Raw genomic sequence first — 22,288 nt, 5'->3', positions numbered from 1 at the left:
TCAGTCTGCATCGATGATCAGGAGGCCGGGTCTACGTGATCGGCCTGCATGTCGGACGCACGCTCCCGGACCAGCCAACGATACAGGCTCGGCAGCAGCAGCAGCGTAAGCAGCGTCGAGGTGACGATCCCGCCGATCACAACGGTCGCCAATGGCCGTTGTACCTCCGCGCCCGCGCCGCTCGCGATCGCCATCGGGACGAAGCCGATCGAAGCCACCAATGCAGTCGACAGCACCGGGCGGAGGCGATCGCGTGCACCTTCACGGACCGCATCGTCGACCGAGCGCGGGTCGCTGTCGCGGCCGTCACGTAGGGAGTTGATGTGGTCGACCAGCACCAGCCCGTTGAGCATCGCGATCCCCGACAGCGCGATGAAGCCGATCGCCGCGGTGATCGAGAACGGCATGTCGCGCAGCCACAGCGCAAGCACGCCGCCGGTCACCGCGAACGGGATACCGGTATAGACGATTGCGGCTTCCTTGACGCTGCCGAGCGCGGCGTAGACCAGCAGGAAGATCAGCACGAGCGCTGCGGGCACGACGATCGACAGGCGCTTCTGCGCGGCCTCGAGCTGGTGGAACTGGCCGCCGAACTCGATGCGATAGCCCGGCGGGAGCTTGACCTGACCATCGACCGCGGCGCGGGCTTTCTGGACGTAGCCGGCGAGATCGCTGGTGTTGAGCGTCACCATTAGCGCGGCGCGGCGTTTGCCGCCGTCATGGAGAATCGGCTCGACCTTCGGCGTGACGCGCAACCGGGCGATGCGCGACAGCGGCACCATGCCGTACTCGCCGACGCGCAATGGGAGGGCGAGGATCGCGGACGGATCGGCACGCAGGCTTTCGGGCATGCGTATGACGATCATGTGGCGCGCTTCGCCTTCGGGGATGAAGCCGACCTCGGCGCCGGCGATCGCATCGGTGATCGCCGTGTTCACCTCGGCGGTGCCCAGCCCGAGCCGCAGCATCGCAGCGTGATCGAGTTCGACGACGACGCTCTTGGGACGACCGGCGGTTTCGAACTCGACATGTTCGGTGCCGGGTTGCTTGTCGAGGATCGCCTTGGCCTGTTTCGCCGCGCGTTCGAGAACGTCGTAATCCTCGCCGAAGATCTTCACCGACACGTCGGCGCGGACGCCTTCGAGCATCTCGTTGAAGCGCATCTCGATCGGCTGCGCAAACTCGAAGCTCTGGCCCCTATAGACCTGCCGGCCGATCTTCTCGATCCCCGCGACGAGTTCGTCCTTGGTCTTCGGCTTGCCGTCGCCGGTCGGCCAGTCCTTCTCAGGCGTATAGAAGATGTAGAGGTCGTTCTCGTTGGGCGGCATCGGATCGGTCGCGACCTCGCTGGTGCCGATCCGTGCGAAGGTATGGCTGACCTGCGGGAATTGCCGGCGGATCTGGCGTTCGGTTTCCTGTTCGATCGCGAGGCTGCGTTCGAGCGACATGCCGACCGGGCGATAGACCATCGCGGTGATCGAGCCCTCGTCGAGCTGCGGCGTGAACTGCGACCCTAGTGTCTTGAAGACCCCGAACGTGACCGCGAGCATGACCAGCGCGCCAAGTACCAACAGCTTCGGTTGTGCCAGCGCGCGCTCAAGCGTCGGCGCGTAGCCGCGTTCGGCGAGCCCGATCAGGCCCTTGTGGCGGCTGTCGTCCTTTTCGCTGGCCGGCGCGCGCAGCAGCCAGGCGGACAGCGCGGGGACGACCGTGAACGTCCAGACCATCCCGGCGAAGATCGCGAGCATGACTGCCTGCGCCATTGGCTGGAACAGCTTGCCCTCGACCCCGCCGAGGCTGAGGACGGGGACATAGACGAGCGCGATGATCGCGATGCCGAACATCGTCGGGCGCGCCACCATCCGTGCTGCGTCCGTTACCGTTTTGCGGCGTTCGTCAGGCGTGAGGTCTTCACCCTTGGCGCGACGGCGCTCGGCCAGCAGCCTCAGGCTGTTCTCGACCACCACGATCGCGCCGTCGACGATTAGCCCGAAATCGAGCGCGCCGAGACTCATCAGGTTTCCCGACACGCCGATCGCGTGCATCCCCGAGACGGTGACGAGGAAGGCTAGGGGGATGACGATCGTCACGATCAGCGCCGCGCGCCAATTGCCCATCACCAGCAACAGCACGAGCGCGACGAGCAGCGCGCCTTCGCCGAGATTGTGCTCGACCGTCGAGATCGTCCGGTCGACCAGGTCGGCGCGGCTATATTGCTGGTGGACAACCATGCCCTTGGGCAGCGCCGACTGGATATCGGGCAGGGCGTCTGCCACGCGGAGCGCGACCTCGCGACTGTTCTGCCCGACCAGTATCATCACGGTGCCGAGCACGGTCTCGCGGCCGTTCTGCGTCGCGGCGCCCTGGCGCGGCGCCGATCCGATCACGACGTCGGCGAGATCGCGGACCTGGAGCGGCAGGATTCCGCCTGCGAACTTCACCGGGATCGCGCCGATATCGGTCGCGCTCGTCACACGGCCGTTGGTGAGCACGGTGAAGCGCTCGGCGCCGCGTGCGATAATGCCGCCGCCCGCATTCTCGACGTTCTTGCCGACCGCCTGCGCGAGTTCGGCCGCGGTCACGCCGTGCATCGTCAGCCGCCGCGGATCGGGCTCGACGACGAACTGCTGTTCCAGACCGCCATTGGTGTTGACGTCGGCGACGCCGGTGACCGCGCGCAGCATCGGACGCACGGTATATTCCTGCGCCTCGTAGAGCTCCATCAACTGGCGCTGCGCGTCCATGCTCGCGGGCGCGTGCTTCCATTCGAGCGTATAGTAATAGATCTCGCCGAGACCGGTGGTGATCGGCGCGAGCTGTGGCGAGGCGCTCGGCGGCAACTGGTCGCGGACCGCGTTCAGCCGCTCGGTGACGAGCTGGCGCGCGCGCATCTGGTCGGTGCCGTCCTTGTAGAGCAGCGTCACCTGGCTGAGCCCGGTCTTGGTCAGGGAGCGCGTCTCCTCGAGCCCCGGCTGGCCCGCCATCGCGCGTTCGATCGGCAGCGTCGCGAGCCGCTCGATCTCCTCGGGCGCGAGGGCTGGGACCATCGTGTTGACCTGCACCTGCACCCCGGTGATGTCGGGGATCGCGTCGATCTGGAGGTTGGCGAACGACCACAGGCCGACCGCCGCGATCAGCGCGGTCACTACCGCGATCGCCAGACGGCGTCGCGTGACGAAATCTAGGAGCCCGGCAATCATCGAGCGAGCGCGTTGCCGCCGTTGAGCGCGCGCAACTGAAGCAGCGCCTCGAGTGCCTCGCGCCGCGTATCGAGCACCGCGTTGGTCGCCTCGATATAGGATTGCTGCATCTGCATGTAGATCGCGAGCGGGATCGCCCCGAGCTGGAAGTTGCGATTGGCCTCCTCGGCGGCATCGGCAAAGCTGCGCGGCGTCGTGCCGTCCCATTTGCCGAGCGCCGATCGCTTCGCGTCATATTGCGCGGTCTGGTCGAACACGTCGCGTGCGATCCGGCGCTCGGCATTGACCAGCGTCGCGTTGGCCTGTGCCTGGCGTCCCTGCTCGACCGCGACCTCACCGGCCTGGCGGTTCCATAGCGGGATCGTCGTCGATAGGCGGACACCGTAATTGGTCTCGCGGATGTCCGAACGCGCGCGGTCGTAATAGGGGCCGATGCCGACCGTCGGGATGCGCGCCTTCCGCGCGAGATCGACGCGCAGCCCCTGTTGCTCGAATTGCGCGCGCAGGGCCTTCAGCTCGAAATTGTTCGCGGTCGCGTTGGCGGCCAGCGTCGTACCCGATGGAAGATCGGGGAGCGACATATCGGGGCGGACGATCCGCAGCCGCGCGGCGAACGGCGCGCCGCGCAATTGGTTGAGTTCGTACAGCGCCGAATTCGCCTCGGCATCGGCGATCGCCGCGGTCCGCTCCGCACTGATCGCGCCCGCTTGCAGAGACGCGGCTTCGAGGCGCGGGGCGGGGCCGGCTGGATCACGCGAGACGATCACGCGCGCGAGCGCCCGCATCCGGTTCGCCACTTCGCGCGCGACGCTGGCCTTCTCGTCGGCAGCAAACAGGCCATAGCCTAGCGAGCGTGCGCGTGCAGCCAGCGTCGCATCGAACTGCTGGAGCCCCATCTTCGCGAGCTCCACCTGCCGCTCGGCGATCGCGCGGCGCAGCGCGATGCGGCCGCCGAACTCGATCGGCTGGACGACCGAGACGGCATAGGTCAGCCCGTCGCCAAGCGGCTTCCCGCTCGTGCGATCGTCGGCGCGGCGCTGGCCGAACTCGACGACCGTCTCGGGATCGGCCCAGCGCCCCGCGGCCGATCGCTCGACACCCGCGGTCTCGATCTGGCGTTGGTAGAATTGTCGTTCCGGATTATTCGCGACGACGTCCTGCGCCAGCCGGTCGAGTGAGATCGCCGTGCCAGTCGGGGCCTGCGCATACGCGGCGGGCGGCATGACGGCGCCAGCCATAACGGCCAAGGCAACAATCCGCATTACGTGCTTCTCAGAAGACATACCCTTGGAAAAATCGGTAGCGGAGGGGTCGGCGGCGCGTCGATTAAATCCGCGTTCAGAGTCTGAACTGCAATTCAATTGACGGCGCGTCCCCCGAACTGCGAACTGGTCGCATGACGCATATCCTGCTGATCGAGGACGATGCCGGCACCGCGCACGAGATCACGCTCGAGCTGGCGGCGAACGGCTATGCGGTGACGCATCAAGTCCGGTTGGAAGACGGTTTCGTCGCAGCGCTGGATGATGGCGTCGACCTGCTGATCGTTGACCGCCAGCTTCCCGATGGCGAGGGGCTTGACCTGATCGCGCGGCTACGGGCGGACGGCCGCCGGACGCCCGCGCTCGTGCTCAGCGCGCTCGGCAGTCTCGACGACCGGGTCCGGGGATTGCGCGCGGGCGGCGATGATTACCTCCCCAAGCCGTTCGCGCTGGTCGAGCTGATCGCGCGCGTCGAGGCGTTGCTGCGGCGACCGAACGAGACGCGCGACACGCGGCTGATAGTCGGCCCGCTCGATCTCGACTTGCTGGCGGGGACCGCGACCAGGTCGGGGCGCGCACTCGACCTGTTGCCGCGGGAATTGAAGCTGCTCGATTATCTGGTGCGCCGGCCTGACCGGATCGTCACGCGGTCAATGCTGTTGCGTGACGTGTGGGGCTATACCTTCGAGCCCAACAGCAACGTCGTCGACGTCCACATGGGCCGCCTGCGCCGCAAGGTCGATGGCGAGAGCGAACCGCAACTGATCCGCAACGTCCGCGGGCAGGGCTATGTGTTCGATGTCCCGGTCTAACCCCCGCGCGCGCGCGACATGGCGGTGGGGCGGGGCGATCGCGGCGTTGCTGATCGTCCAGTCGCTGGTGGTCGCCGGGCTGTTCTGGGTGCTGGCGAACGGCAGTCATCAGCGGATGGCGGAGCGCGGTTTCGCGCGGGATTGTCGCGATCTGGCTGCACTGGCGGCGCCGATGCGGCAGTCGGCCGTGCGCGCGATGCTGACGCGCGATATCCACCGCGATCGCTTCCTCGCGCTGTTTGGCGCCGATGGTACGCTGATCGAGGGCAATATCGCGCGCCTGCCGGTGCCGGTGATTACGCGAGGATCGGTGATCGCCGACGTCGAGACCACCGAACTGCCGGGCAAGACCCGCGATACCGCGCGGCTGGTCGTGTGCGCGATGCCCGACGGATCGCGGCTGGTGACCGGCGTCGATCTCGACGATGCGGAGGAGGCGCTGCGCGTGGTCGAACGCTCTCTGGCGATCGCCCTGATTCCCGCGATCCTGCTGGCGATCGGGTTCGGACTTGCAGCAGGGCGCCGTGCGGCGCGCCAGGTTGATGCGGTGCGCAAACTGACCGCGCGGATCGTCGCGGGTGATCTGGCGGAGCGCCTGCCGGTCGGGCCCGATCCCGACAGCTTCGGGCTGCTCTGCGCGCATATCAACGCGATGCTCGACCGGCTTCAGCTGCTCGTCACCGAGGTGCGCGGCGTCGGCGACGACATTGCGCATCAGTTGCGTACGCCGCTTACCCGCCTGCGCGCGCGCGTCGAACGCGGGCTGCGCGAGGCAGACACGCGTGCGCAGTTCGAGGCGGTCGGCGATGCCGCACTGGCGGAGGTCGACACCCTGCTCGGGATCGTCGCTGCGCTGCTGCGGATCCGCGAGCTGGAGGATCATGCGCGCCGCAGCCGCTTCGCCGCGGTCGATCTCGCGCGGTTGGCGGAGGATGCGTGCGAGCTTCACCGCCCGACCGCGGAGGATCGCGGGATCGACCTGACCTGCGAGATCGCCGGGGCCGCCTCTGTCGAGGGCGATGCAAGCCTGTTGATGGAAGCGGTCTCGAACCTGATCGACAACGCGATGAAGTTCGGCCCCGCGGGCGGTCGCGTCCTGCTGTCGTTGCGGCAGGACGGCGAGCGCGTGGTCATGACCGTGGCCGACGACGGGCCAGGCGTACCGATCGCCGAGCGGTCGCTGGTCACGCAGCGATTCTACCGCGGCCGGCAGGATTGCGACGGCGCCGGACTAGGGCTCAGCCTGGTCAAGGCGATCGCCGACCTGCACGACTTCACGTTGCGGTTCGCCGAGGTCGGCAGTGCCGTCTCGCTGGTCGGTCCCGCGTATCAAGACTGAACCCGAATTTAGACAACCGGGATGCCGATCGCACGTTCAATCCTCGACGAAACGACGCGTAACGAGATGGGGAATTCGTCCTGCATCCGCCGCCGTTCCTCGCTCGAAAGGACGATCCATGCGGTATATTCTCCTGGCTACGGCTTCGCTTCTGCTCGCCTCCCCCGCGCTGGCTCAGACCCAGACGCAGACCGGCCCGTTCCCGCTCAACAGTGTCACAGACCGGGTCCATTCGGGCCCACAGGGCGGCGATTTGCGCAACTCGATCCAGGCGTTGCAGCAGGCGCTGACCGAATTGCAGCAGCTCCAGTTGCAGACCAAGCAGGCGCATTGGAACGTCTCGGGAACGTGGTTCTACCCGCTCCACGAACTGCTTCAGGAGCATTACGAAGGCGTGGCCAAATACGCCGACGAAGTTGCCGAGCGCCTGCAGAGCGTGGGCGTCTCGTCCGACGGGCGTGCCAACACGATCATCCGGACCAGCCGGATACCCGAATTTCCCGGCGGTTTCGTCGACGACGGCAAGGTGATTCAGTGGTTTGCGCAATATTACCGCGTTACCAGCGACGAGCTGGGGCAGGGCATCAAGGCGACCAACGATACCGATCCGACCACAGGCAACCTGCTGCAGGAAGTACAGCACGCGATCGACAAGTATCAGTGGCAGATGCGTGCAATGATCCAGTCGACGCCCACCGATCCCAATACGGGTGCTGACCTCAACAACGGTCGCACGCTTGCCCCCGCCGGAACGCCGAGCGCGCCGATCAACTAAGGAGAGGGCGAGCGTTGGCGTGGTGCAGTCCCGTGGAGAGGCATCACGCCGATGGGCGATCCGGCGCGCAATCGTGCAACCTGACCTACCGCGTCAAAAGCGCATGGCTCAGAACCGCATGGCGACGTCGATCCCGCCGCCGCCCGAGCCCGCCCACGGCGTCAGGCGGACGCGGTCGTCGTGGCGCGAGGTCAGCAGGAAACCACCGGCGCTGCCGATCACCGCGCCGGCAAGGACGTCGTGGACATAATGCTTGTCGGCCCGGACCCGTGCGACGCCAACAAACGAGGCAACCAGCAACGCGGGCAATCCCGCTTCCCAGCCATAGCGTTTCTCGAGCGATGCCGCCGCGGCGAAAGACACCGAGGTGTGGCCGGAGGGGAAGCTCTTGTCGTCGCTACGATCCGGGCGGCGCTCATGGATCAGTTCCTTTAACGCGAATGTCGTGCCGCCAGCGACGAGCATGCTGGCACCCGCGTCCAGATCGCCGCGCCAGTCACCCTGAACAGCGGGCACGCCGAGGGCGGCACCGACGAGCAGGTCACGGCCGATATCGCTGGCATCTGCCCAGCCTTTTGGACCGGCGGTGGCGGGGGCGGCCCACGCCACCGGCGCGAGTACCAGCAATGCGATAATCTTGAACTTCATTCCGCCAGGGTCCCTTTTTGCGGTGATTTATCGAAAGCTCCGATCATGCCCGCCACGCCAAACCCCGCCTTAACCGTGGTGATCTCGGCGGTCGGTCCGAGCATGCTCCTCAAGTCCGCGACGGTGAGCAGCCGGTGCGTGCTGCTGCGTCCGATCCCGGTGCGGCGCAAAGATTCTGCGGTTGTCGCATAGACTGCGAGCCGTCCGCCGGGACGCAGCACGCGCGTCAGTTCGGCAAGGACCGGGCGATCGTCGTGCCAGAAATAGGCGACGTTAGATGCTAGGATGCGGTCGACGCACTCATCGGGCATCGGGATGTCGGTGAACGGCGCATGGTAGAAAACCGCGCCGGGGTTACGCCGGCGGGCGGTGTCGATCATGTCCTGCGAATGATCGAGGCCATAAACCCGTCCTGCTCCCGCTGCCGTCGTCAGCGCGGGGATTGCGTCGCCGGTACCACAGCCGAAATCGAGAACGCTATCGCCGCGTCGGACATCGAGCGCTGCGATCGCGAGGCGCGTCGGCCGACGGTTGGCGACGCGCATCGCATGCCCGACCAGCCGACCGCCCACGCCGCTAGGGTTCTCAAGCTGCCGCGCGAGGGTAGCGGCGAGCGGGTTCACGCCGCCTTGAGCTTTGCGTTGATCTTGCCGAGCAGCACCCGCATTTCCGCACGGCGCCCCGCGTCCCATACCGGGCGTGCGCTGCTCACCGGTGCCTGGAGTCCGCGCAGGACATATTGCTTCGCCTGGGCGGGATGCCCCTCGTCGTTGAGGAAGTCGGCATAGAAGAAATTGTTGTCGAGACCGTTCGGATCCTGCTTCAGCGCCGCCTCGAGCAGCGCGCGCGCCTTCGCCGTGCTGCCGAAGCCGATCGGGAAGCCGGGGACGCGGTAATAAAGGACGCCCAGGCTCATCTTGACGCCGCCATCGGCGATGTTCGGATCGATCCCTTGCGCCTTTTCGAGGATGTCGCGCGCCGACCGGGCAAGACCGAGCTGTTTAAGGACGCTGGCGCGCGCAGCCTCTTCGCTGACGACGATCCCCTGCCACAACAGGGGCTCTGCCCGGCCGGGATAGCGTGCGGACACCTGCGCGGCTTGGCCGGCGAGCGCATCGAGCTGGCGATATTGCTCGTTCCGGTCGGCAACCTGATAGCGGATATGCGCCCACTGATCGTTGATACGGCGCACCGCGGCGTCCATCGCCGGGTTGTTGCTGGCGTTGGCGGCACCCGCTCCCGCAAAGGTGAGCGCGGCGAAAGCGAGAGCGTAACGGACGGTCATGATAGGGCTCCTGAAGGATTGTCCTGAAATAGGCCGCGCGCGGTCAGTACCTGTCCCGCGAGACCGCGATCGACGACGCCCGGCAGCATCGCGTTGAGCTGCGTGAAGACGCGCTCGGGCAGCCCGATCGACACGTCGCGCTCGCGCCGCTCGATCGCGCGGAAGATGCGGTCGGCCACCGCGTCCGGATCATCCGCGGTCATCTTGGTCAGCGCCATAAAACGCTCGATCGTCACGGTGTTGAAGCCGGTCCTGACCGCACGCGGCGCGACGTGCGTGACCGCGATCCCGCGCCCCCCGAGTTCGCGGCGCAACGCTTGGCTAAGCCCTTTCAAGCCGGCCTTCGCGCTCGAATAGGCGGTGAAATAGGGGTAGGGGACCGCGCCCATCACCGAGCCGATGTTGACGATCTGGCCATCGCCGCGCGCGATCATCTGTGGCACGACGGCGCCTGCGAGGATCGCGGGTGCGACTAGGTTGACCGCGTAGCCGAGCGCGATGCCGGCCGCGCCCTGCCGCTCGAAGGGCCCGAAATACTGGAGCCCCGCGACGTTGGCGAGAATATCGATGCGCCGTTCTGCAAGCGCGCGAGTGAGGTTGGCCAGCGCCTCGGGATCGGCGAGATCTGCGACGAGATGGTCGTCGCAAGCAGTCGATGGGACCCGATCAATTCCCGTAACGTACGCGCCGCGTGTGCGCAGTCGGGCCGCGAGCAGCCCGCCGAGCCCTCCGGCAGCACCGGTTAGCAGGATATGGCGGCCTTCAAGCTGGGACACGCGTCGCCTCCAGCTCGATCCCGGCGAAAAGCGCGCCGAACAGCCCGAACATCGCGTTGGCCATGTCGATGATGGCGCGCTGGTCTTCGGGATCGTCGATCCGGTTCATTAGCTTTTCGAAGAACACCATGTGGTCCTGGTCGAGCGCACCATGCGAGGTCAGGTAATGAAACGCGTCGTCGGGCAGCCCGAGCGACGCCTGCACCGCGCCGGCGCCGTGGCTCGCCATTGCGATGCTGGTGCCCTCCAGGACATAGACCATGCCAAAGAACGCGGCGGGGTTGCCCGTGCGGATCATCTCGTACGCATGTTCGACCATGGCGCGCGTGGCAGGAGAGGGGGCTTTGCTCGCTGCCATGCTGTCGCCCCCAGCCGCTTCGATGTCTTCCAGGATCCAGAATTCGTGACCGGTCTCTTCCTCGATATACTCGTCGAGTGCGGCGACCAGGACCGGTCGGTGCGAAAGCCGGGCCCGTGCTTCCTGCATGAGCGGCACGGTGTGGCGGACGTGATGGAACGCTTGCGTTAGATACGCGATGTAATCCGCGCGCGTGATCCGTCCGGTCATCCCGGCGACGAGTTGCGGGGTCATCGCAAACCGCGCTTGTGCCTCTCGGGTGTCGGCAACGAGGCGGTTGAAGAAAGGCAGATCTGACTGCGCGTGATCCATGGGAATCTCCTGAGGTGGATAGGCGGTGTCGATCGCGGCGCGGCGGAGGCGGCCGTTGCCGGTGAGAAGTCCCGTCGCGGGGGTAAATGGCGGGACGACCTGCCAGTCCGCGATGTGCGCGTAGGCAGGGAGCGCTTCGTTGGCGGCGGCGACTGCGGCCTCGACGTCCGCGGTCGGTGATGACGGGACGAGCAGCGCGTCGATCGTCGCGCGCCCGTCGCCGCGTACCATCGCCTGGAATATCGCGGGTTGGCGCGTCAATATTCCCTCGACCCATTCAGGAGCGATGTTGCGGCCGTGGCTGGTAACGATGAGTGCCGACTTGCGCCCCTCGATCCAGAGCCGGCCGGCGTCGTCGATCCGTCCCAGATCGCCGGTCGCGAGCGGGCCGGGAGCGCGCGGTGCGCCGACTGTGCCAAGGAAAAGCGGCCCATCGATCAGGATTTCGCCGTCGTCGGCCAAGCGCAGGGTGTTGGCACCGATGCTCCGGCCGACGCTGCCGCGTGATGTCGGATCGCCGTCATCCAGTGAGACGACCGAGGCGCATTCGGTGAGGCCATAGCCTTGGCGTACCGGCAGTCCGAGGTCCGCCGCCGCGTCGAGCAGGAGCGGATCGATCCGCGCACCCCCGACCGCGACTAACGTCAGCTGCGGCAGCCGGATACCGGTCGCGCGCATCGCCGCGACGAGACCGCCGAGATATTCCGGCACGAGTATCAGCGACGTGATCGCCTCACGATCGATCGCGCCGAGGACCGCCATGACGTCCGGGCGGAACGGATCGGCCATGCCGACCGCGGACTGCGGCAGCGCGACATAGGTCCCGCCTGCCAGCATCGTCGCATGCAAGCCAGCGACGGTTTCTAGCAGGATGCCCGGCGGCAAGATCGGCAAATGCCGCCCGGCATGATGCACGCCGAGCGTCTCGACCACCGCCTGCGCGACCCCGAAGAGATGGTCGCGCGACAGGCAGATGCCCTTCGGATCACCAGTCGATCCGGATGTGAAGGTAATGCGGCCGGTACCCTCGGGCAGGATGCGAGAGGCCCGGTTACTGAAGGTCTCGCGAATTTCGAGGCGTGGTTCCGCGCCGAGCGTTAGCATCACCGGCCCCGAAAGCAGCATCTCCGCACCCGCTGCGTCGAGCGCGTGATCGGTCTGGGCGCGTGTGAAGAACGGCGGAAGCGGGATCGTCGCGATGCCCGCTTCGAGGAGAGCAAGATCTAGGACGCATTCGCCGACACCGTGACCGATCTGTATCGCGACCGGACGGCCATCGCCGAACCGAGTTGCGAGGTCCTTGGTCATCAGAGGGAGGATGCGTGCGAGCGTCGCCCAGGGTATCGGCGTCGCGCCGTCGATGGCGATGGCATCGGGTCGGAGTTCGGCATGGCCGAGGATCGCGTCGAGCAACCGCGTCATGCGCGCACACTCCGGTCGAGCCGCGCGCGACACGCGGCGATGTCGCCCGCACACACGACCGGATCGGTTTGGTAATAACGCCCCCAGGTCTCGCCTGCCGCGCCGAGTGCCTCGATCCGTGCAGGGGCGAGTTCGATTAACTCGAGACCCAGGCGCGCGAACATTGACCGCAACGGCTGGGTCAGTACGGCGACCGCGACATCCGCCTGACCGGCGAGTGCCGCTGCCGCCTCGTGCCACAGGGTCATCGTCGCGCCGGAACGCTGCGAGGCATGGTCGCCGAGCTCGACGACCCGGGCGCGGGGTACCGGACGCTCGAACCGTTCGGTCAACAGCACCTCGATTGGGCGGTCGAGATACCCCTCAAGAAACAGGGTGCCGGCTTCGGCCAGTCGATAGCCGAGGGTCGCCTGCGGCAAATCAGGCGCACCGACAGTCAGGTAGGTCGGATAATCGCTCGCAGGGATGGCCCCGTGTACGGCGGCGTAACGGTCGTGGATCAGCGCGATCAGCGCGGCGTCGTGCATATGCATCCTCCCAGATGCAGATGGGACGCCGCCCGCACGTCACGTCCTCAGTCCACGCTGACAAAAAACATCAGTTAACGCCGATTTGACGTCGGCGAACGCGGAAAGTCGACGATTTCGTCGTCCTTTCAAAGAAGCCGAAGGAATAAATGATAATCATTATCAACTTTCCGCGCGTAGATCGGTCCTATGAACTTGAGTTTAGGGAACGGGTGGTGGCGCAAGGGTCTTCGATAGCTTAGATATTGGCCCTGAGTATAGTATCGGACGTTGCAATCGTGCCGTTCGACCACACCGCGCTCCTGCCGAAAGCCCCTGCGATGATGCCGTTCTTGACCTCAAGGCCAGCCGTCGCGATAGCGTTCGCCGTGCTCGTCTCGGCCTGTGCGGGCGCTCCATCCGTAGCCAACACCTCCGGTGCCGCGCCGCGCTTCGTCGCAGAGCGTTTCTTTGCAGGCCGCCTCGATGGCGTCGGCACTCTCAAGATCGTGCTGCACGCGCCGGTCACGACGCACGTGATCAGCATCGGTCGTGTCGGCGCCGACGGGATCCTGCTGCTCGACCAGCACATCGAACAGCAGGGTAAGTCCGCACGCGATCGGCAGTGGCGGATCCGGCCGCTCGGCAACGGGCGTTATACGGGCACGCTGACCGACGCCTCCGGCCCGGTAACTGGGGAGGTCGAGGGCAATCGGCTGCACCTCGGGTTTCCGATGAAGGGCGGCATGCACGTCGATCAGTGGCTGAGACTGTCGTCCGATGGGCAGGTGGCGCAGAACCATCTCATCGTCCGCAAGCTGGGCGTTACCGTCGCGACGCTAGAGGAAACCATTAGGAAGTTGCCATGAGCGTCCATAGCGAACGCCATCTCGTCTCGCGGACCGGCTGGTTGCGCGCGGCGGTGCTCGGCGCGAACGACGGGATCGTCTCGACCGCAAGCCTGATCGCGGGCGTCGCCGCGTCGGGTGCGACCACCGGCGCGGTGCTTGTCGCGGGGTCGGCAGCGATGGTTGCGGGCGCGATGTCGATGGCGGCGGGCGAATATGTCTCGGTCAGTTCGCAGGCGGATAGCGAAGCTGCCGACCTTGCGCGCGAACATGCCGAACTCGCCAGCGACTGGGCGCACGAGCATGACGAACTGGCGCAGATCTATGTAGGGCGCGGACTTGATCCGACGCTCGCGCATCAGGTCGCGGAGCAGTTGATGGCGCATGACGCGATCGGCGCCCATGCGCGGGACGAGCTCGGCATCTCCGGAATCGTTATGGCGCGCCCGGTCCAGGCGGCGTTCGCCTCGGCGATCAGCTTCGTCACCGGCGCGGTCGTGCCGCTCGCGGTCGCGGCCCTCGCCCCGGCGCCGCACCGGCTGGTCGTGGTGATCGGCGCGACGCTGGTCTGTCTCGCGATCCTCGGCGTGGTAGGCGCGAGGGCAGGGGGCGCCCGGCCGCTGCGCCCTGCGGTCCGCGTACTGCTCTGGGGTGCGGCAGCGATGGCGGCGACCGCCGGGATCGGGCATCTCGTCGGCACTGCGGTATGAGCGTCATGCCCTATGCCGAGGCCAGCCACCGGAGTCCGCGATGAAAGCCCCGACGATGCGCCGTATCCGCCAGTATCATTTCTATTTGGGCATGTTCTTCGCGCCCGCGATCTTATTGTTCGCGCTGAGCGGTGCATTCCAGACATTCCGGCTGCAGGAGGCGAAGGGCTATGGCGGCACGCCGCCCGGCTGGATCGTCTGGATGGCCAGCGTGCACAAGGACCAGTCGCTGCCGCGCGAGAAACGCGGCGGGCCTCGCACGCTAACGCCGCTGGCACCGCTCGCCGGGGCGGCGTCGGGACCTTCCACCAAGATGTCGTCGGGATCGCCGTCCGGCCCCGCAAGCCGCGGGGAGGATCGACCGTTCGCACGCATCTCGCCGCTGCCCCTGAAGATCTTCGTCGTGCTGATGTCGATCGGGCTGCTGGCGTCGGCGATCCTCGGCATCGTCATCGCGCTCACCAATCGGACGATGCGCCGGACGTCGGTGATCGTTCTCGTGGCGGGAGCAGTGTTGCCGCTTCTGCTCCTGCTGGCCTGAAACGCTGGCGATCGGCCGTCAGCGGCTTGCCAGCATTAGGTGCGGTTCGGGTCAATCACTGCGATCGTCGCGCTGCATCAGCCAGTCCTTTGCGCGCGCGGTGGACACCACGATATCCGCGGGTTCACCAGGCAGCCGCGCGTCGTCCGGCAGCGCAATGACTCGCCGGTCCGTCCGATCGGCGGGCGGCGTGACATCGTTTCCAAATATTTCGGACGCGACTTCCTGTTCGGACAAGGGCAGTATGCCACGAGATTGCCGATGCCGGGCGCTAGGGTGACGTGCAGCAATGCTCGCCAAGGTGAATGCCAAGCTCGGCCCCTGAACCGCGGAGCCATGTCGTAGCCGACGCCGATCCGATCCCGCCCGCCGGCCTGTCCGCGGTGCTTACGGCCCACCGCCCGCAACTTGTCCGGTTCTTCACCGGGCGAACGGGAAGCGTGGCGGAGGCCGAAGACGTAGTGCAGGAAATATGGCTGCACATCGCCGCGCCCATGACGGGCCCGATCGCGAACCCGCTCGCCTATCTGCACCGTGTCGGCATGAACATCGTGCTTGACCGGGTACGGGCCGGGGGGCGGCGGCAGCGGCGCGACGCGGGCTATGTCGAGGTGACGACATCGGTCATGGCCGCGGAGGCAATCGACGATGCGCCCTCCGCCTTCGACGCGGCGATGGGGCGCGAGCGGCTCGACCGGCTCGTCGCTGCTCTGTCGGGGCCCCCCGAAGGCGCGATGCGTGTTTTCCGACGGCACCGCATCGATGGCGCCTCGCATGAGGAGATCGCCGCCGAACTGGGCATATCCCGCAGCGCCGTCGAAAAACATGTCGCGGTCGCGCTCCGGCACCTCAGAAAGGCGCTCGATGATTAATCGAGGCAAGCAACTGCGGTGCGCGATGCGCAGCGGCGTCTATCATTCGGGCGGGGAAAGGAGGGCGGCATGACGGACATACGCACGGCGATCGACGATGCGGCCTCCTGGCACGCGCGGCTCGATTCGCCGGAGATGGATTGGGAGGCGTTCGGCGCCTGGCTCGATGCCGACCCGTCCCATCGCCGCGCCTATGACAGCATCGCGCTGCTCGACGCCGAGATCGGCAAGGCCGCGCCCGCGATTGCAGCCGCGATGCCCGCGAACGACGACATGGTCGCCGAGACGTTGGCGCCGGCACGCCCGGCACGCCCGTCGCGCTGGCGTTGGGCTGCGCTCGGCACTGGCGGCGCGCTTGCAGCAGGGCTCGCGGTCCTGCTCGCCGTCCCGTCGGCCGATACGGCGGCACAGCTCTACACGACCGGTCGGGGCGAGACGCGCGCGGTCACGCTCGCCGATGGCAGCCGCATGCAGGTCGACCGCGGGTCTCGCGTGTCGGTCAGCGGCGGGACGAGCCCGGTGATCGAGATTGCGGACGGTGCGGCGAGTTTCGCGGTGCGCCATGACCCCTCGCGCCTGCTGATGGTGCGCGCCGGCGGCTATGAAATACGCGATATCGGCACGCGGTTCGACGTCGTTAACGCGCGCGGGCGCGTCGCGGTCACGGTCGCGGAGGGTGCGGTGGACGTCACGCCGATCGGCGGGTCATCGGTGGACACGACGATGCTGCACGCCGGACAAAGCCTGAATATCACGCCGTCGAAGCAAATAGCCGAGCGCCGCACCGTCGAACCTGCACGCGTCTCGGACTGGGCCGATGGACGACTCGATTACGATGGCGCACCGCTGGCGCTGGTTGCCGCCGACATATCGCGGTATGCCGACGCCCCGCTGATGGTCGATCCGTCCGCGGCGAACCTGCGTTTCTCCGGGGTATTGACGATTGGTGATGGATCGCGGCTCGTCGATCAGCTTCGCGCAGTCCTGCCGATACGCGCTCGTCGCGTCGGCGGCGTGGTGTATCTGGACGCCGCCGCTTTACGCTGAGGCGCCTCACGCTAAGCAGGCCCACAATGAGCAGGCCCGTCCGGGGCTGACGATCGCGGCCGGTACGCTGCGATCGGCGCTCGACGCGCTCGCGCGACAGAGCGGCATTTCGATCGGCATGGCGGGATCGCTTCCCGACCTGCGTGTCCGGCGCATCGATCGCGCGCGTGATGTCGGCGATGCATTGCGGCAGATGCTCGCCCGTAGCGGGCTGCGTGCCGTCAGGGTCGACGCGACCACATGGCGGATAGAGGCGGCTCCGCGGAGTCCCTCGCGTCCGCCCCGGCGCCGCGCGCCGCCGCCCGACCTCGCCAGCGGCGACATCATCGTCACCGCCAGCAAGCGCGATGAACGCCTCTCCGATCTACCCGCCTCAATCAGCATTGCGGGCGGGCAGGTGCTCGACCGTCTGGCCGGGCGGCGTGGGCTGGTCGACGTGATGGCAAGCACCGACAGCGCGTTCTCGACCAATCTAGGCCCCGGTCGCGACCGTATCTTCCTGCGCGGCGTCGCCGACAGCGCATTCAACGGCACAAGCCAGTCGCTGGTCAGCCTGTATCTCGACGACGTGCGGATCGGCTATGCCGCGCCCGATCCCGATCTGCGGCTCGTCGATGTCGACCGTGTCGAGGTGCTGCGTGGCCCGCAGGGAACGCTCTACGGCACCGGTGCGCTGGGCGGCGTCGTCCGCATCGTCACGGTCGCGCCCGATCTGGAGCGCTTCACCGGTAGCGCTGCGATCGAGGGAACCGCCGTCGCCAACGGCGCGCTCGGCGGTGCGGTCGAGGGCATCGTCAACGTGCCGATTCTGCCCGGCACGCTGGCCCTGCGCGCCTCGGGCTGGAACGAGACGATGCCCGGCTGGATCGACGACACCGGGCGCAACCGCCGCGATGTCAATCGGACACGCCGGATCGGCGGCCGCGCCGCGTTGCGCTGGGCGTTCGGCGATTGGCACGCGACGCTTGGCGGCGTTGCGCAGCGGATCGATGCGCGCGACAGCCAATATGCGACCGATGGCCTGTCGCGTGCGACCCGCATGGCCGAGCCGCAGGACAATGACTTCACCGCAGCCACTCTCACGCTCCAGGGGCCGATCGGCAAGCTCGACGTGCAGGCGACGACCGCATTCGTCGACCAGGAATTCGGCAGCACCTATGATGCCAGCGTCCTGGCGCCCTCGCTTGGCCTGACCGCGCCGCTCGCCTATATCGAGGATCGCTCGGCGCAACTCCTGTCGCAGGAAGTCCGCGTCAGCGACCCGACCGCGCGCCACCCGTGGATCGTCGGCGCGACGATCCTGCATTCGACCAGCCGGCTCGACGGCCGGTTCATGGCCACCGGCGGCTTTCCAGCAGTGACGGCCCGGCGCGACGAAGAGGATGTGATCGACGCCGCCCTGTTCGCGGAGGGCACGCAGCAATTGACGCAGACGCTCGATTTCAAGCTCGGCCTGCGCGCGTTTTCCACCATCAGCCATCTCGAACAGGTCGATCCCGACCGCGAACGCGCGGCGCGGGTCGGCATCACCCCCAGCGCGACACTCAGCTGGCATCGCGACGATCTCGGTCTCGTCTGGCTGCGCTATGCGAGTGCTGTTCGCCCAGCCGGTGTCAGTCGCACCGCGCCGATCGCCGATCGCCGCATCCCCGGCGACGAGTTACAGAGCCTCGAACTGGGGTGGCGGATTCGCGTGGGCGGGGATGTTCTAGCGCTACACGGAGCAGTCTTCGGCTCGGTCTGGGAGCATTTGCGCAGCGATACCGTTGGCGCGGACGGCCTGCTCGGGACGGTCGATGCGGGTAACGCGAACAATTACGGGCTCGAACTAGGGGGCCGGCTGGACTTAGCGCCGGTCGCAATCGACTTTAGCACGACGCTGCAGCGTGCGCGCTTGACCTCAACCTCTCCGATTAGAACGGTCGATGACGAAGATCGCCGGCTGCCCGTAGTACCTGATATATCTGCGAGGCTCGCCGCCTCGCGAAACTTCGACCTGCGCGGTCTGCCTGCCCAAGTCTATGCGGCCGCTCGTTATATCGGTCGCACCCGGCTAAGCTTCGATCCGCTGCTCGACCGTCCGGCAGGCCATTATGCGACGATCGATGCCGGTAGCTCGATCGATATGGGCGCACGGCGCTGGTCGGTCGACGTCACCAATCTGCTCGACAGCCGTGGCAACACCTTCGGCTTCGGCAATCCGTTTACTCTCGGCAGCACGATGCAGACCGTGCCCGTACGCCCACGGACGATCACGCTGCGGTTAGCGATTGGGCTTTGAAATGACGTAGCTGCTCACAGGGGGGCATCTGGAACCGCTTCTCTGCGTATATGAACGAACGGCCGGAGTAGAGCAGTCGCAGGCAGGCCGAAAATGACCGGTTGTGGGTCTGGCCGAAGGCTGGGCGGCAGGGTGCGTTCGCCCACGCCAAGGCATTCAGGCCGGCGATCCAGGCTCTCCAGAGCGGCCGTTTGTTAAACCCGACATTTTTGCGCTCTCGACGAAAAAAGCCAATTCGGGAAAGATTAATCAAAACAGATCACAGCGCATGCACTGCTCTTGGCGCGATGCAACGCGCTGGCGTGCTAACCCGTAGCACACTGGTTTCGCAATGTTCCAGGTTTTTTGCCTAACCAATATTGCCTGCATTCGACCTTACAAGGGTTGCTACGCGTTGGAGTATCACGGGTAAATGACCGCGCGTTGGCGTTTCGGCATACCTGAGCGATGCAGCGATATTTCGTTAACCTGACCGAACACGGCCTCCGGATCACAGACGATGACGGGTTTCTGGCCTCCGGACTGGAGGCCGCTCGGCAAATGGCGGTAGCGGGCGCTCGCGAAATGATGGCGGCCGACATCGTGAACGGAAAGTTGTGCCTATCGACATTGATCGAGATATTGGACGAGAACCGGATCGTCCTCGATCGTGCGAGATTTAAGGACTTGATCCATGTATCTGGTGGCTAATTGCGCGATTTATCGCTGAGCGCATAGCTTTGACTGCGTCACGCTTCCCCTCAGTCGAAGCCCTGGCGTGGTTCATCGCTTCGACTTCACCCGGCGTTAACGGCCGGCCTAGGACACGTTCGAAGTGGCTCTGCACCTTACTTGGTTTCATTTCGCGCAAATAACAAAATGCGCACACCTGCTATATAGCTTATGTTAAGATATGTTGGTTTAGCGGTGGCAGCAATCGGTATTATGCAGCGTGATTGCCCATCTCCGCCATTCCACTTTCGTGTTCATTCCCAACGTACCCCTCTGTCAGTCACAATTAGGGGGCCAGTGGAACCGAAGATGCACGGTATTCGCTACATATTGATCGTTGGTTCTCGGCGACTGAGAGACATCGTGCTCTCGCGTTATATCGGGAGAGCTAATGTCAGTATTTTATTTTGAGATAGTCGATGCCAAACCGAACATTCCATGCGTCGGCGAGAATCTGCCGTCCCTCGCAGCTGCTCGCTGCTTCGCATTAAAATATGCGGCGCTGTTACTATGCGATCAGGGAGAGATGTTTTGGGAGGGGGAGGAGTGGGTGATGACGGTTACCGACGCAAACCGTCTGACCATGTTTACGATTATGATCTGCGCTACGGCAGCACCTGCTACTTTGAACCTCAAGAAATTGAGCTGAAAAGCGTACGGCCATGGGCGTTTATCTCGGCGGGTCGTTGAAAGCCGCCCGCCCGCTTTCCTGCCCCCATCACGACATTCGCGACGGATAGCCGGGCTTCAAAATTGGTCTATCGCCAAAAATGAACTGGCGTCCGAAGTTGAGAAGCCGAAAACGCGTTGCGAACGGCTGGAATTGGGTCACGGAGGCGCGGCAGCTGGCGACCAACTCAAGCCGTTCGTAAAGCGAGTTACGAACGGCGGCTCCGGACGGAACCCGTCATTCGACGAGGCCAACAGGATGATCGGCGCTCGCCCATATTTGCGATAGAGCGCGACTGGTAACTGGTCTTGAACGCCGCCATTCCTGAGGTCACTTGGCACCAGCATCAGGCCGACTGGCGATGGGTCATTGCCGACGGGCAGCTATCGGGCACCTCTGTGCGGATAGCTGACGTACGTGGCCTTTCCTGCACATTGTTTTCCGAACCGGTTGATGAACATTGGCCCGCGGCAAGGGCCGGCTCGGGCCGGTCGTATGCCAATGGTTCGGAAAACGGCCGTTTTCTGCACACCGCTGCCATCAGCCGATTCTCAAAAGGGATCGAATTTTGGGAATGTACGGGTTGGGACGGATTGTGCTGAAAAAGCCGGGATCGGCCGCGGACAGGCGCGTGATTTGAAACCGAGCTAGGCGGGCGCGGCGCCTCAGGCGGGTGGCGTAGCAGATTTTACCACGTGGCGGTCATCGACGTATTATTACCTGCGTATCGACCAACTAACCTCGTAGGTAACTCTGAAACCGTCATGGTCTGACAGGCTGGGGCTGTCGGCAGATCCATCGAACATTGCTTCGACGCGCACCGGTTTCACATCCACTTGAGAGCCAGTCTCGTAAAGTTGGAGATCCTGTGTATCCATCCAAGGCTCATCGCCGTCCCATGAAATTCGTACATCGCATGGAAGCGGATTCTCGGTGCAGTATTCCTGGACGATCGAAAACGGCTCCGTCACGTTGCGAAAGCGCTCAAACCGTATTGTCGAGCCCTTCATGTTGAAGTCGCCGCCTACGATCGTTGGTATATCGTGGTCACCTACCATCGCGATAAAGGCACCTAATTCCTCGACCTGAAGGCGGTGCGCCCGCGCATGGCGACGCGGCGATACCCTTGAGGACGCTTGCGAATTGAGATGCGTGTTGAACAGATTGATCGTACCCGGCACGCCGGGGATAGCCATGCGAGCGTAAAGCACGCCTTTGTTGCCAAGACAGTCCAAACCCGCGCACCGTCGCTTACCGAACGGTTCGGATCGGCTTTCGGTAATGGGATAGCGGCTGAGAATGGAAAGGCCGGACCCAACCAGGTGAATTCCAAGCTCGCCTTTTTTCCACTTGTAGGGGCCGGGCATCCGGTCGGCTCCCGGCAAAGTCTTCCCTTGGGTACGAGAAGGGCCAGAGACCATATTTGGATATCCGACACCTTTCACGGCCTTGACGGCCGTCTGACTGAACATTTCCTGCACCATGACTACGTCGGGTGCCGTGCCCCGCGCCAACATGCCCTTCAGCTGCGCGTTGATCTGCGCCAACGAGCCTCTTCGCTTTCCACGAGCAGGCCAACCTAATCCTTCGATATTGAATGTCAGAACGTCGAACGTGGTGCTGGCACGAGAACCATCAGCTGAGACTGACACACGAGGGCCCTTCGTCGCCGGCCCCTGGTTCATCAGTGGAGTGGGTAACGAGGTACAGCCCGATGCGCCGATCAGAAGAGCAAGCGCTGAAAAACGCTTGGCCGCCAGTCGGGTAAACCGGCTGAAATTGTAGAGCTTGCGAAAGGGCATAAGGTGGCTGCTTGTGAGATCCTGACAGCTAGAATGAGGTGGTCCCGGTTGTCTGAACAGGCTCGCGGCCTGGATAAGTGGATCACCGCTGGTTGATCATGCCGCTGCGAG

The 22,288-nt window shown here is 65.3% G+C and carries 21 protein-coding genes; 11 read left to right on the top strand and 10 right to left on the bottom strand.

What is annotated here, in order from left to right:
- Positions 1-17: 17 nt before the first annotated feature.
- Complete coding sequence (locus O6W96_RS19575; RefSeq protein WP_353471100.1) at positions 18-3,200, bottom strand: efflux RND transporter permease subunit; 3,183 nt, start codon at positions 3,198-3,200, stop codon at positions 18-20.
- On the bottom strand, positions 3,197-4,438 hold the full coding sequence (locus O6W96_RS19570) for a TolC family protein (RefSeq protein WP_353471108.1): 1,242 nt from the start codon (positions 4,436-4,438) through the stop codon (positions 3,197-3,199). The genes O6W96_RS19575 and O6W96_RS19570 overlap by 4 nt, the downstream gene beginning before the upstream one ends.
- A gap of 158 nt (positions 4,439-4,596) precedes the next feature.
- Between O6W96_RS19570 and O6W96_RS19565 the strand changes: the two genes are divergently transcribed.
- The 3 genes from O6W96_RS19565 to O6W96_RS19555 all read left to right on the top strand — a co-directional run bounded on the left by O6W96_RS19565 (position 4,597) and on the right by O6W96_RS19555 (position 7,388).
- Complete coding sequence (locus tag O6W96_RS19565) at positions 4,597-5,274, top strand: response regulator transcription factor (protein WP_353471099.1); 678 nt, start codon at positions 4,597-4,599, stop codon at positions 5,272-5,274.
- Positions 5,261-6,613 (top strand): sensor histidine kinase, encoded by a 1,353-nt coding sequence (locus tag O6W96_RS19560; RefSeq protein WP_353471098.1) that lies wholly within the window; start codon positions 5,261-5,263, stop codon positions 6,611-6,613. Before O6W96_RS19565 ends, O6W96_RS19560 begins: the two co-directional genes overlap by 14 nt.
- A gap of 118 nt (positions 6,614-6,731) precedes the next feature.
- On the top strand, positions 6,732-7,388 hold the full coding sequence (locus O6W96_RS19555; protein WP_353471097.1) for a Dps family protein: 657 nt from the start codon (positions 6,732-6,734) through the stop codon (positions 7,386-7,388).
- A gap of 108 nt (positions 7,389-7,496) precedes the next feature.
- Here O6W96_RS19555 and O6W96_RS19550 read toward each other — a convergent pair whose 3' ends face one another.
- The 6 genes from O6W96_RS19550 to O6W96_RS19525 are packed head-to-tail and all read right to left on the bottom strand — an operon-like array spanning position 7,497 to position 12,716.
- On the bottom strand, positions 7,497-8,036 hold the full coding sequence (locus tag O6W96_RS19550; protein ID WP_353471096.1) for a phosphatase PAP2 family protein: 540 nt from the start codon (positions 8,034-8,036) through the stop codon (positions 7,497-7,499).
- The gene (locus tag O6W96_RS19545; RefSeq protein ID WP_353471095.1) at positions 8,033-8,659 is read right to left on the bottom strand and encodes a class I SAM-dependent methyltransferase; all 627 of its coding nucleotides are present in this window, start codon (positions 8,657-8,659) and stop codon (positions 8,033-8,035) included. Before O6W96_RS19545 ends, O6W96_RS19550 begins: the two co-directional genes overlap by 4 nt.
- Positions 8,656-9,321, bottom strand: a complete 666-nt coding sequence (locus tag O6W96_RS19540) for a tetratricopeptide repeat protein (RefSeq protein WP_353471094.1) — start codon at positions 9,319-9,321, stop codon at positions 8,656-8,658. Before O6W96_RS19540 ends, O6W96_RS19545 begins: the two co-directional genes overlap by 4 nt.
- Positions 9,318-10,097, bottom strand: coding sequence for an SDR family NAD(P)-dependent oxidoreductase (locus tag O6W96_RS19535; protein WP_353471093.1), 780 nt, complete (start codon positions 10,095-10,097; stop codon positions 9,318-9,320). Before O6W96_RS19535 ends, O6W96_RS19540 begins: the two co-directional genes overlap by 4 nt.
- Positions 10,084-12,189 (bottom strand): AMP-binding protein, encoded by a 2,106-nt coding sequence (locus tag O6W96_RS19530; RefSeq protein ID WP_353471092.1) that lies wholly within the window; start codon positions 12,187-12,189, stop codon positions 10,084-10,086. The genes O6W96_RS19535 and O6W96_RS19530 overlap by 14 nt, the downstream gene beginning before the upstream one ends.
- Positions 12,186-12,716, bottom strand: coding sequence for a thermostable hemolysin (locus O6W96_RS19525; RefSeq protein ID WP_353471091.1), 531 nt, complete (start codon positions 12,714-12,716; stop codon positions 12,186-12,188). Before O6W96_RS19525 ends, O6W96_RS19530 begins: the two co-directional genes overlap by 4 nt.
- Positions 12,717-12,961: 245 nt before the next feature.
- Here O6W96_RS19525 and O6W96_RS19520 point away from each other — a divergent pair, with 245 nt between their 5' ends.
- The 3 genes from O6W96_RS19520 to O6W96_RS19510 are packed head-to-tail and all read left to right on the top strand — an operon-like array spanning position 12,962 to position 14,794.
- Positions 12,962-13,564 carry a DUF3833 family protein gene (locus O6W96_RS19520; protein WP_353471090.1) on the top strand — a complete coding sequence of 201 codons (603 nt, stop codon included), beginning with the start codon at positions 12,962-12,964 and terminating at the stop codon, positions 13,562-13,564.
- On the top strand, positions 13,561-14,253 hold the full coding sequence (locus O6W96_RS19515) for a VIT1/CCC1 transporter family protein (RefSeq protein WP_353471089.1): 693 nt from the start codon (positions 13,561-13,563) through the stop codon (positions 14,251-14,253). Before O6W96_RS19520 ends, O6W96_RS19515 begins: the two co-directional genes overlap by 4 nt.
- A gap of 40 nt (positions 14,254-14,293) precedes the next feature.
- Positions 14,294-14,794 (top strand): hypothetical protein, encoded by a 501-nt coding sequence (locus O6W96_RS19510; RefSeq protein WP_353471088.1) that lies wholly within the window; start codon positions 14,294-14,296, stop codon positions 14,792-14,794.
- A 51-nt stretch (positions 14,795-14,845) separates the two neighbouring features.
- On the opposite strand, the gene O6W96_RS19505 is transcribed toward O6W96_RS19510, so the two are convergent.
- A complete protein-coding gene (locus O6W96_RS19505) occupies positions 14,846-15,106 on the bottom strand; it encodes a hypothetical protein (protein ID WP_353471087.1) in 261 nt (86 codons plus the stop codon).
- Here O6W96_RS19505 and O6W96_RS19500 point away from each other — a divergent pair.
- The 5 genes from O6W96_RS19500 to O6W96_RS19480 all read left to right on the top strand — a co-directional run bounded on the left by O6W96_RS19500 (position 15,100) and on the right by O6W96_RS19480 (position 20,354).
- The gene (locus O6W96_RS19500) at positions 15,100-15,666 is read left to right on the top strand and encodes an RNA polymerase sigma factor (protein ID WP_353471086.1); all 567 of its coding nucleotides are present in this window, start codon (positions 15,100-15,102) and stop codon (positions 15,664-15,666) included. The genes O6W96_RS19505 and O6W96_RS19500 overlap by 7 nt on opposite strands.
- 69 nt (positions 15,667-15,735) lie before the next feature.
- Positions 15,736-16,713, top strand: a complete 978-nt coding sequence (locus O6W96_RS19495) for a FecR family protein (protein WP_353471085.1) — start codon at positions 15,736-15,738, stop codon at positions 16,711-16,713.
- The gene (locus O6W96_RS19490) at positions 16,616-18,994 is read left to right on the top strand and encodes a TonB-dependent receptor (protein WP_353471084.1); all 2,379 of its coding nucleotides are present in this window, start codon (positions 16,616-16,618) and stop codon (positions 18,992-18,994) included. Before O6W96_RS19495 ends, O6W96_RS19490 begins: the two co-directional genes overlap by 98 nt.
- A 447-nt stretch (positions 18,995-19,441) precedes the next feature.
- Positions 19,442-19,684, top strand: coding sequence for a DUF6894 family protein (locus O6W96_RS19485; protein ID WP_353471083.1), 243 nt, complete (start codon positions 19,442-19,444; stop codon positions 19,682-19,684).
- Positions 19,685-20,096: 412 nt separating this feature from the next.
- Entirely contained in the window at positions 20,097-20,354 is a 258-nt protein-coding gene (locus tag O6W96_RS19480) for a DUF6894 family protein (protein WP_353471082.1), read from the top strand.
- Positions 20,355-21,091: 737 nt separating this feature from the next.
- Here the strand turns inward: O6W96_RS19480 and O6W96_RS19475 are convergent.
- Positions 21,092-22,177 carry an endonuclease/exonuclease/phosphatase family protein gene (locus O6W96_RS19475; RefSeq protein WP_353471080.1) on the bottom strand — a complete coding sequence of 362 codons (1,086 nt, stop codon included), beginning with the start codon at positions 22,175-22,177 and terminating at the stop codon, positions 21,092-21,094.
- Positions 22,178-22,288 lie beyond the last annotated feature (111 nt).

The organism is Sphingomonas faeni (genome assembly GCF_040407495.1).
In the GTDB taxonomy this organism is placed as follows: domain Bacteria; phylum Pseudomonadota; class Alphaproteobacteria; order Sphingomonadales; family Sphingomonadaceae; genus Sphingomonas; species Sphingomonas faeni_D.
Note: the sequence above shows the minus strand (reverse complement) of the source record. Positions and strands in the feature narration are given on the sequence as shown.

What these genes read in the sequence shown, in the direction of transcription:
- O6W96_RS19485 (WP_353471083.1), top strand. Translation starts at nt 19,442, where the DNA reads ATGCAGCGATATTTCGTTAACCTGACCGAACACGGCCTCCGGATCACA.
- O6W96_RS19560 (WP_353471098.1), top strand. Translation starts at nt 5,261, where the DNA reads ATGTCCCGGTCTAACCCCCGCGCGCGCGCGACATGGCGGTGGGGCGGG.
- O6W96_RS19550 (WP_353471096.1), bottom strand. Translation starts at nt 8,036, where the DNA reads ATGAAGTTCAAGATTATCGCATTGCTGGTACTCGCGCCGGTGGCGTGG.
- O6W96_RS19530 (WP_353471092.1), bottom strand. Translation starts at nt 12,189, where the DNA reads ATGACGCGGTTGCTCGACGCGATCCTCGGCCATGCCGAACTCCGACCC.
- O6W96_RS19570 (WP_353471108.1), bottom strand. Translation starts at nt 4,438, where the DNA reads ATGGCTGGCGCCGTCATGCCGCCCGCCGCGTATGCGCAGGCCCCGACT.
- O6W96_RS19480 (WP_353471082.1), top strand. Translation starts at nt 20,097, where the DNA reads ATGTCAGTATTTTATTTTGAGATAGTCGATGCCAAACCGAACATTCCA.
- O6W96_RS19575 (WP_353471100.1), bottom strand. Translation starts at nt 3,200, where the DNA reads ATGATTGCCGGGCTCCTAGATTTCGTCACGCGACGCCGTCTGGCGATC.
- O6W96_RS19555 (WP_353471097.1), top strand. Translation starts at nt 6,732, where the DNA reads ATGCGGTATATTCTCCTGGCTACGGCTTCGCTTCTGCTCGCCTCCCCC.
- O6W96_RS19515 (WP_353471089.1), top strand. Translation starts at nt 13,561, where the DNA reads ATGAGCGTCCATAGCGAACGCCATCTCGTCTCGCGGACCGGCTGGTTG.
- O6W96_RS19475 (WP_353471080.1), bottom strand. Translation starts at nt 22,177, where the DNA reads ATGCCCTTTCGCAAGCTCTACAATTTCAGCCGGTTTACCCGACTGGCG.
- O6W96_RS19500 (WP_353471086.1), top strand. Translation starts at nt 15,100, where the DNA reads ATGCCAAGCTCGGCCCCTGAACCGCGGAGCCATGTCGTAGCCGACGCC.
- O6W96_RS19565 (WP_353471099.1), top strand. Translation starts at nt 4,597, where the DNA reads ATGACGCATATCCTGCTGATCGAGGACGATGCCGGCACCGCGCACGAG.
- O6W96_RS19495 (WP_353471085.1), top strand. Translation starts at nt 15,736, where the DNA reads ATGACGGACATACGCACGGCGATCGACGATGCGGCCTCCTGGCACGCG.
- O6W96_RS19540 (WP_353471094.1), bottom strand. Translation starts at nt 9,321, where the DNA reads ATGACCGTCCGTTACGCTCTCGCTTTCGCCGCGCTCACCTTTGCGGGA.
- O6W96_RS19525 (WP_353471091.1), bottom strand. Translation starts at nt 12,716, where the DNA reads ATGCACGACGCCGCGCTGATCGCGCTGATCCACGACCGTTACGCCGCC.
- O6W96_RS19510 (WP_353471088.1), top strand. Translation starts at nt 14,294, where the DNA reads ATGAAAGCCCCGACGATGCGCCGTATCCGCCAGTATCATTTCTATTTG.
- O6W96_RS19490 (WP_353471084.1), top strand. Translation starts at nt 16,616, where the DNA reads ATGGATCGCGGCTCGTCGATCAGCTTCGCGCAGTCCTGCCGATACGCG.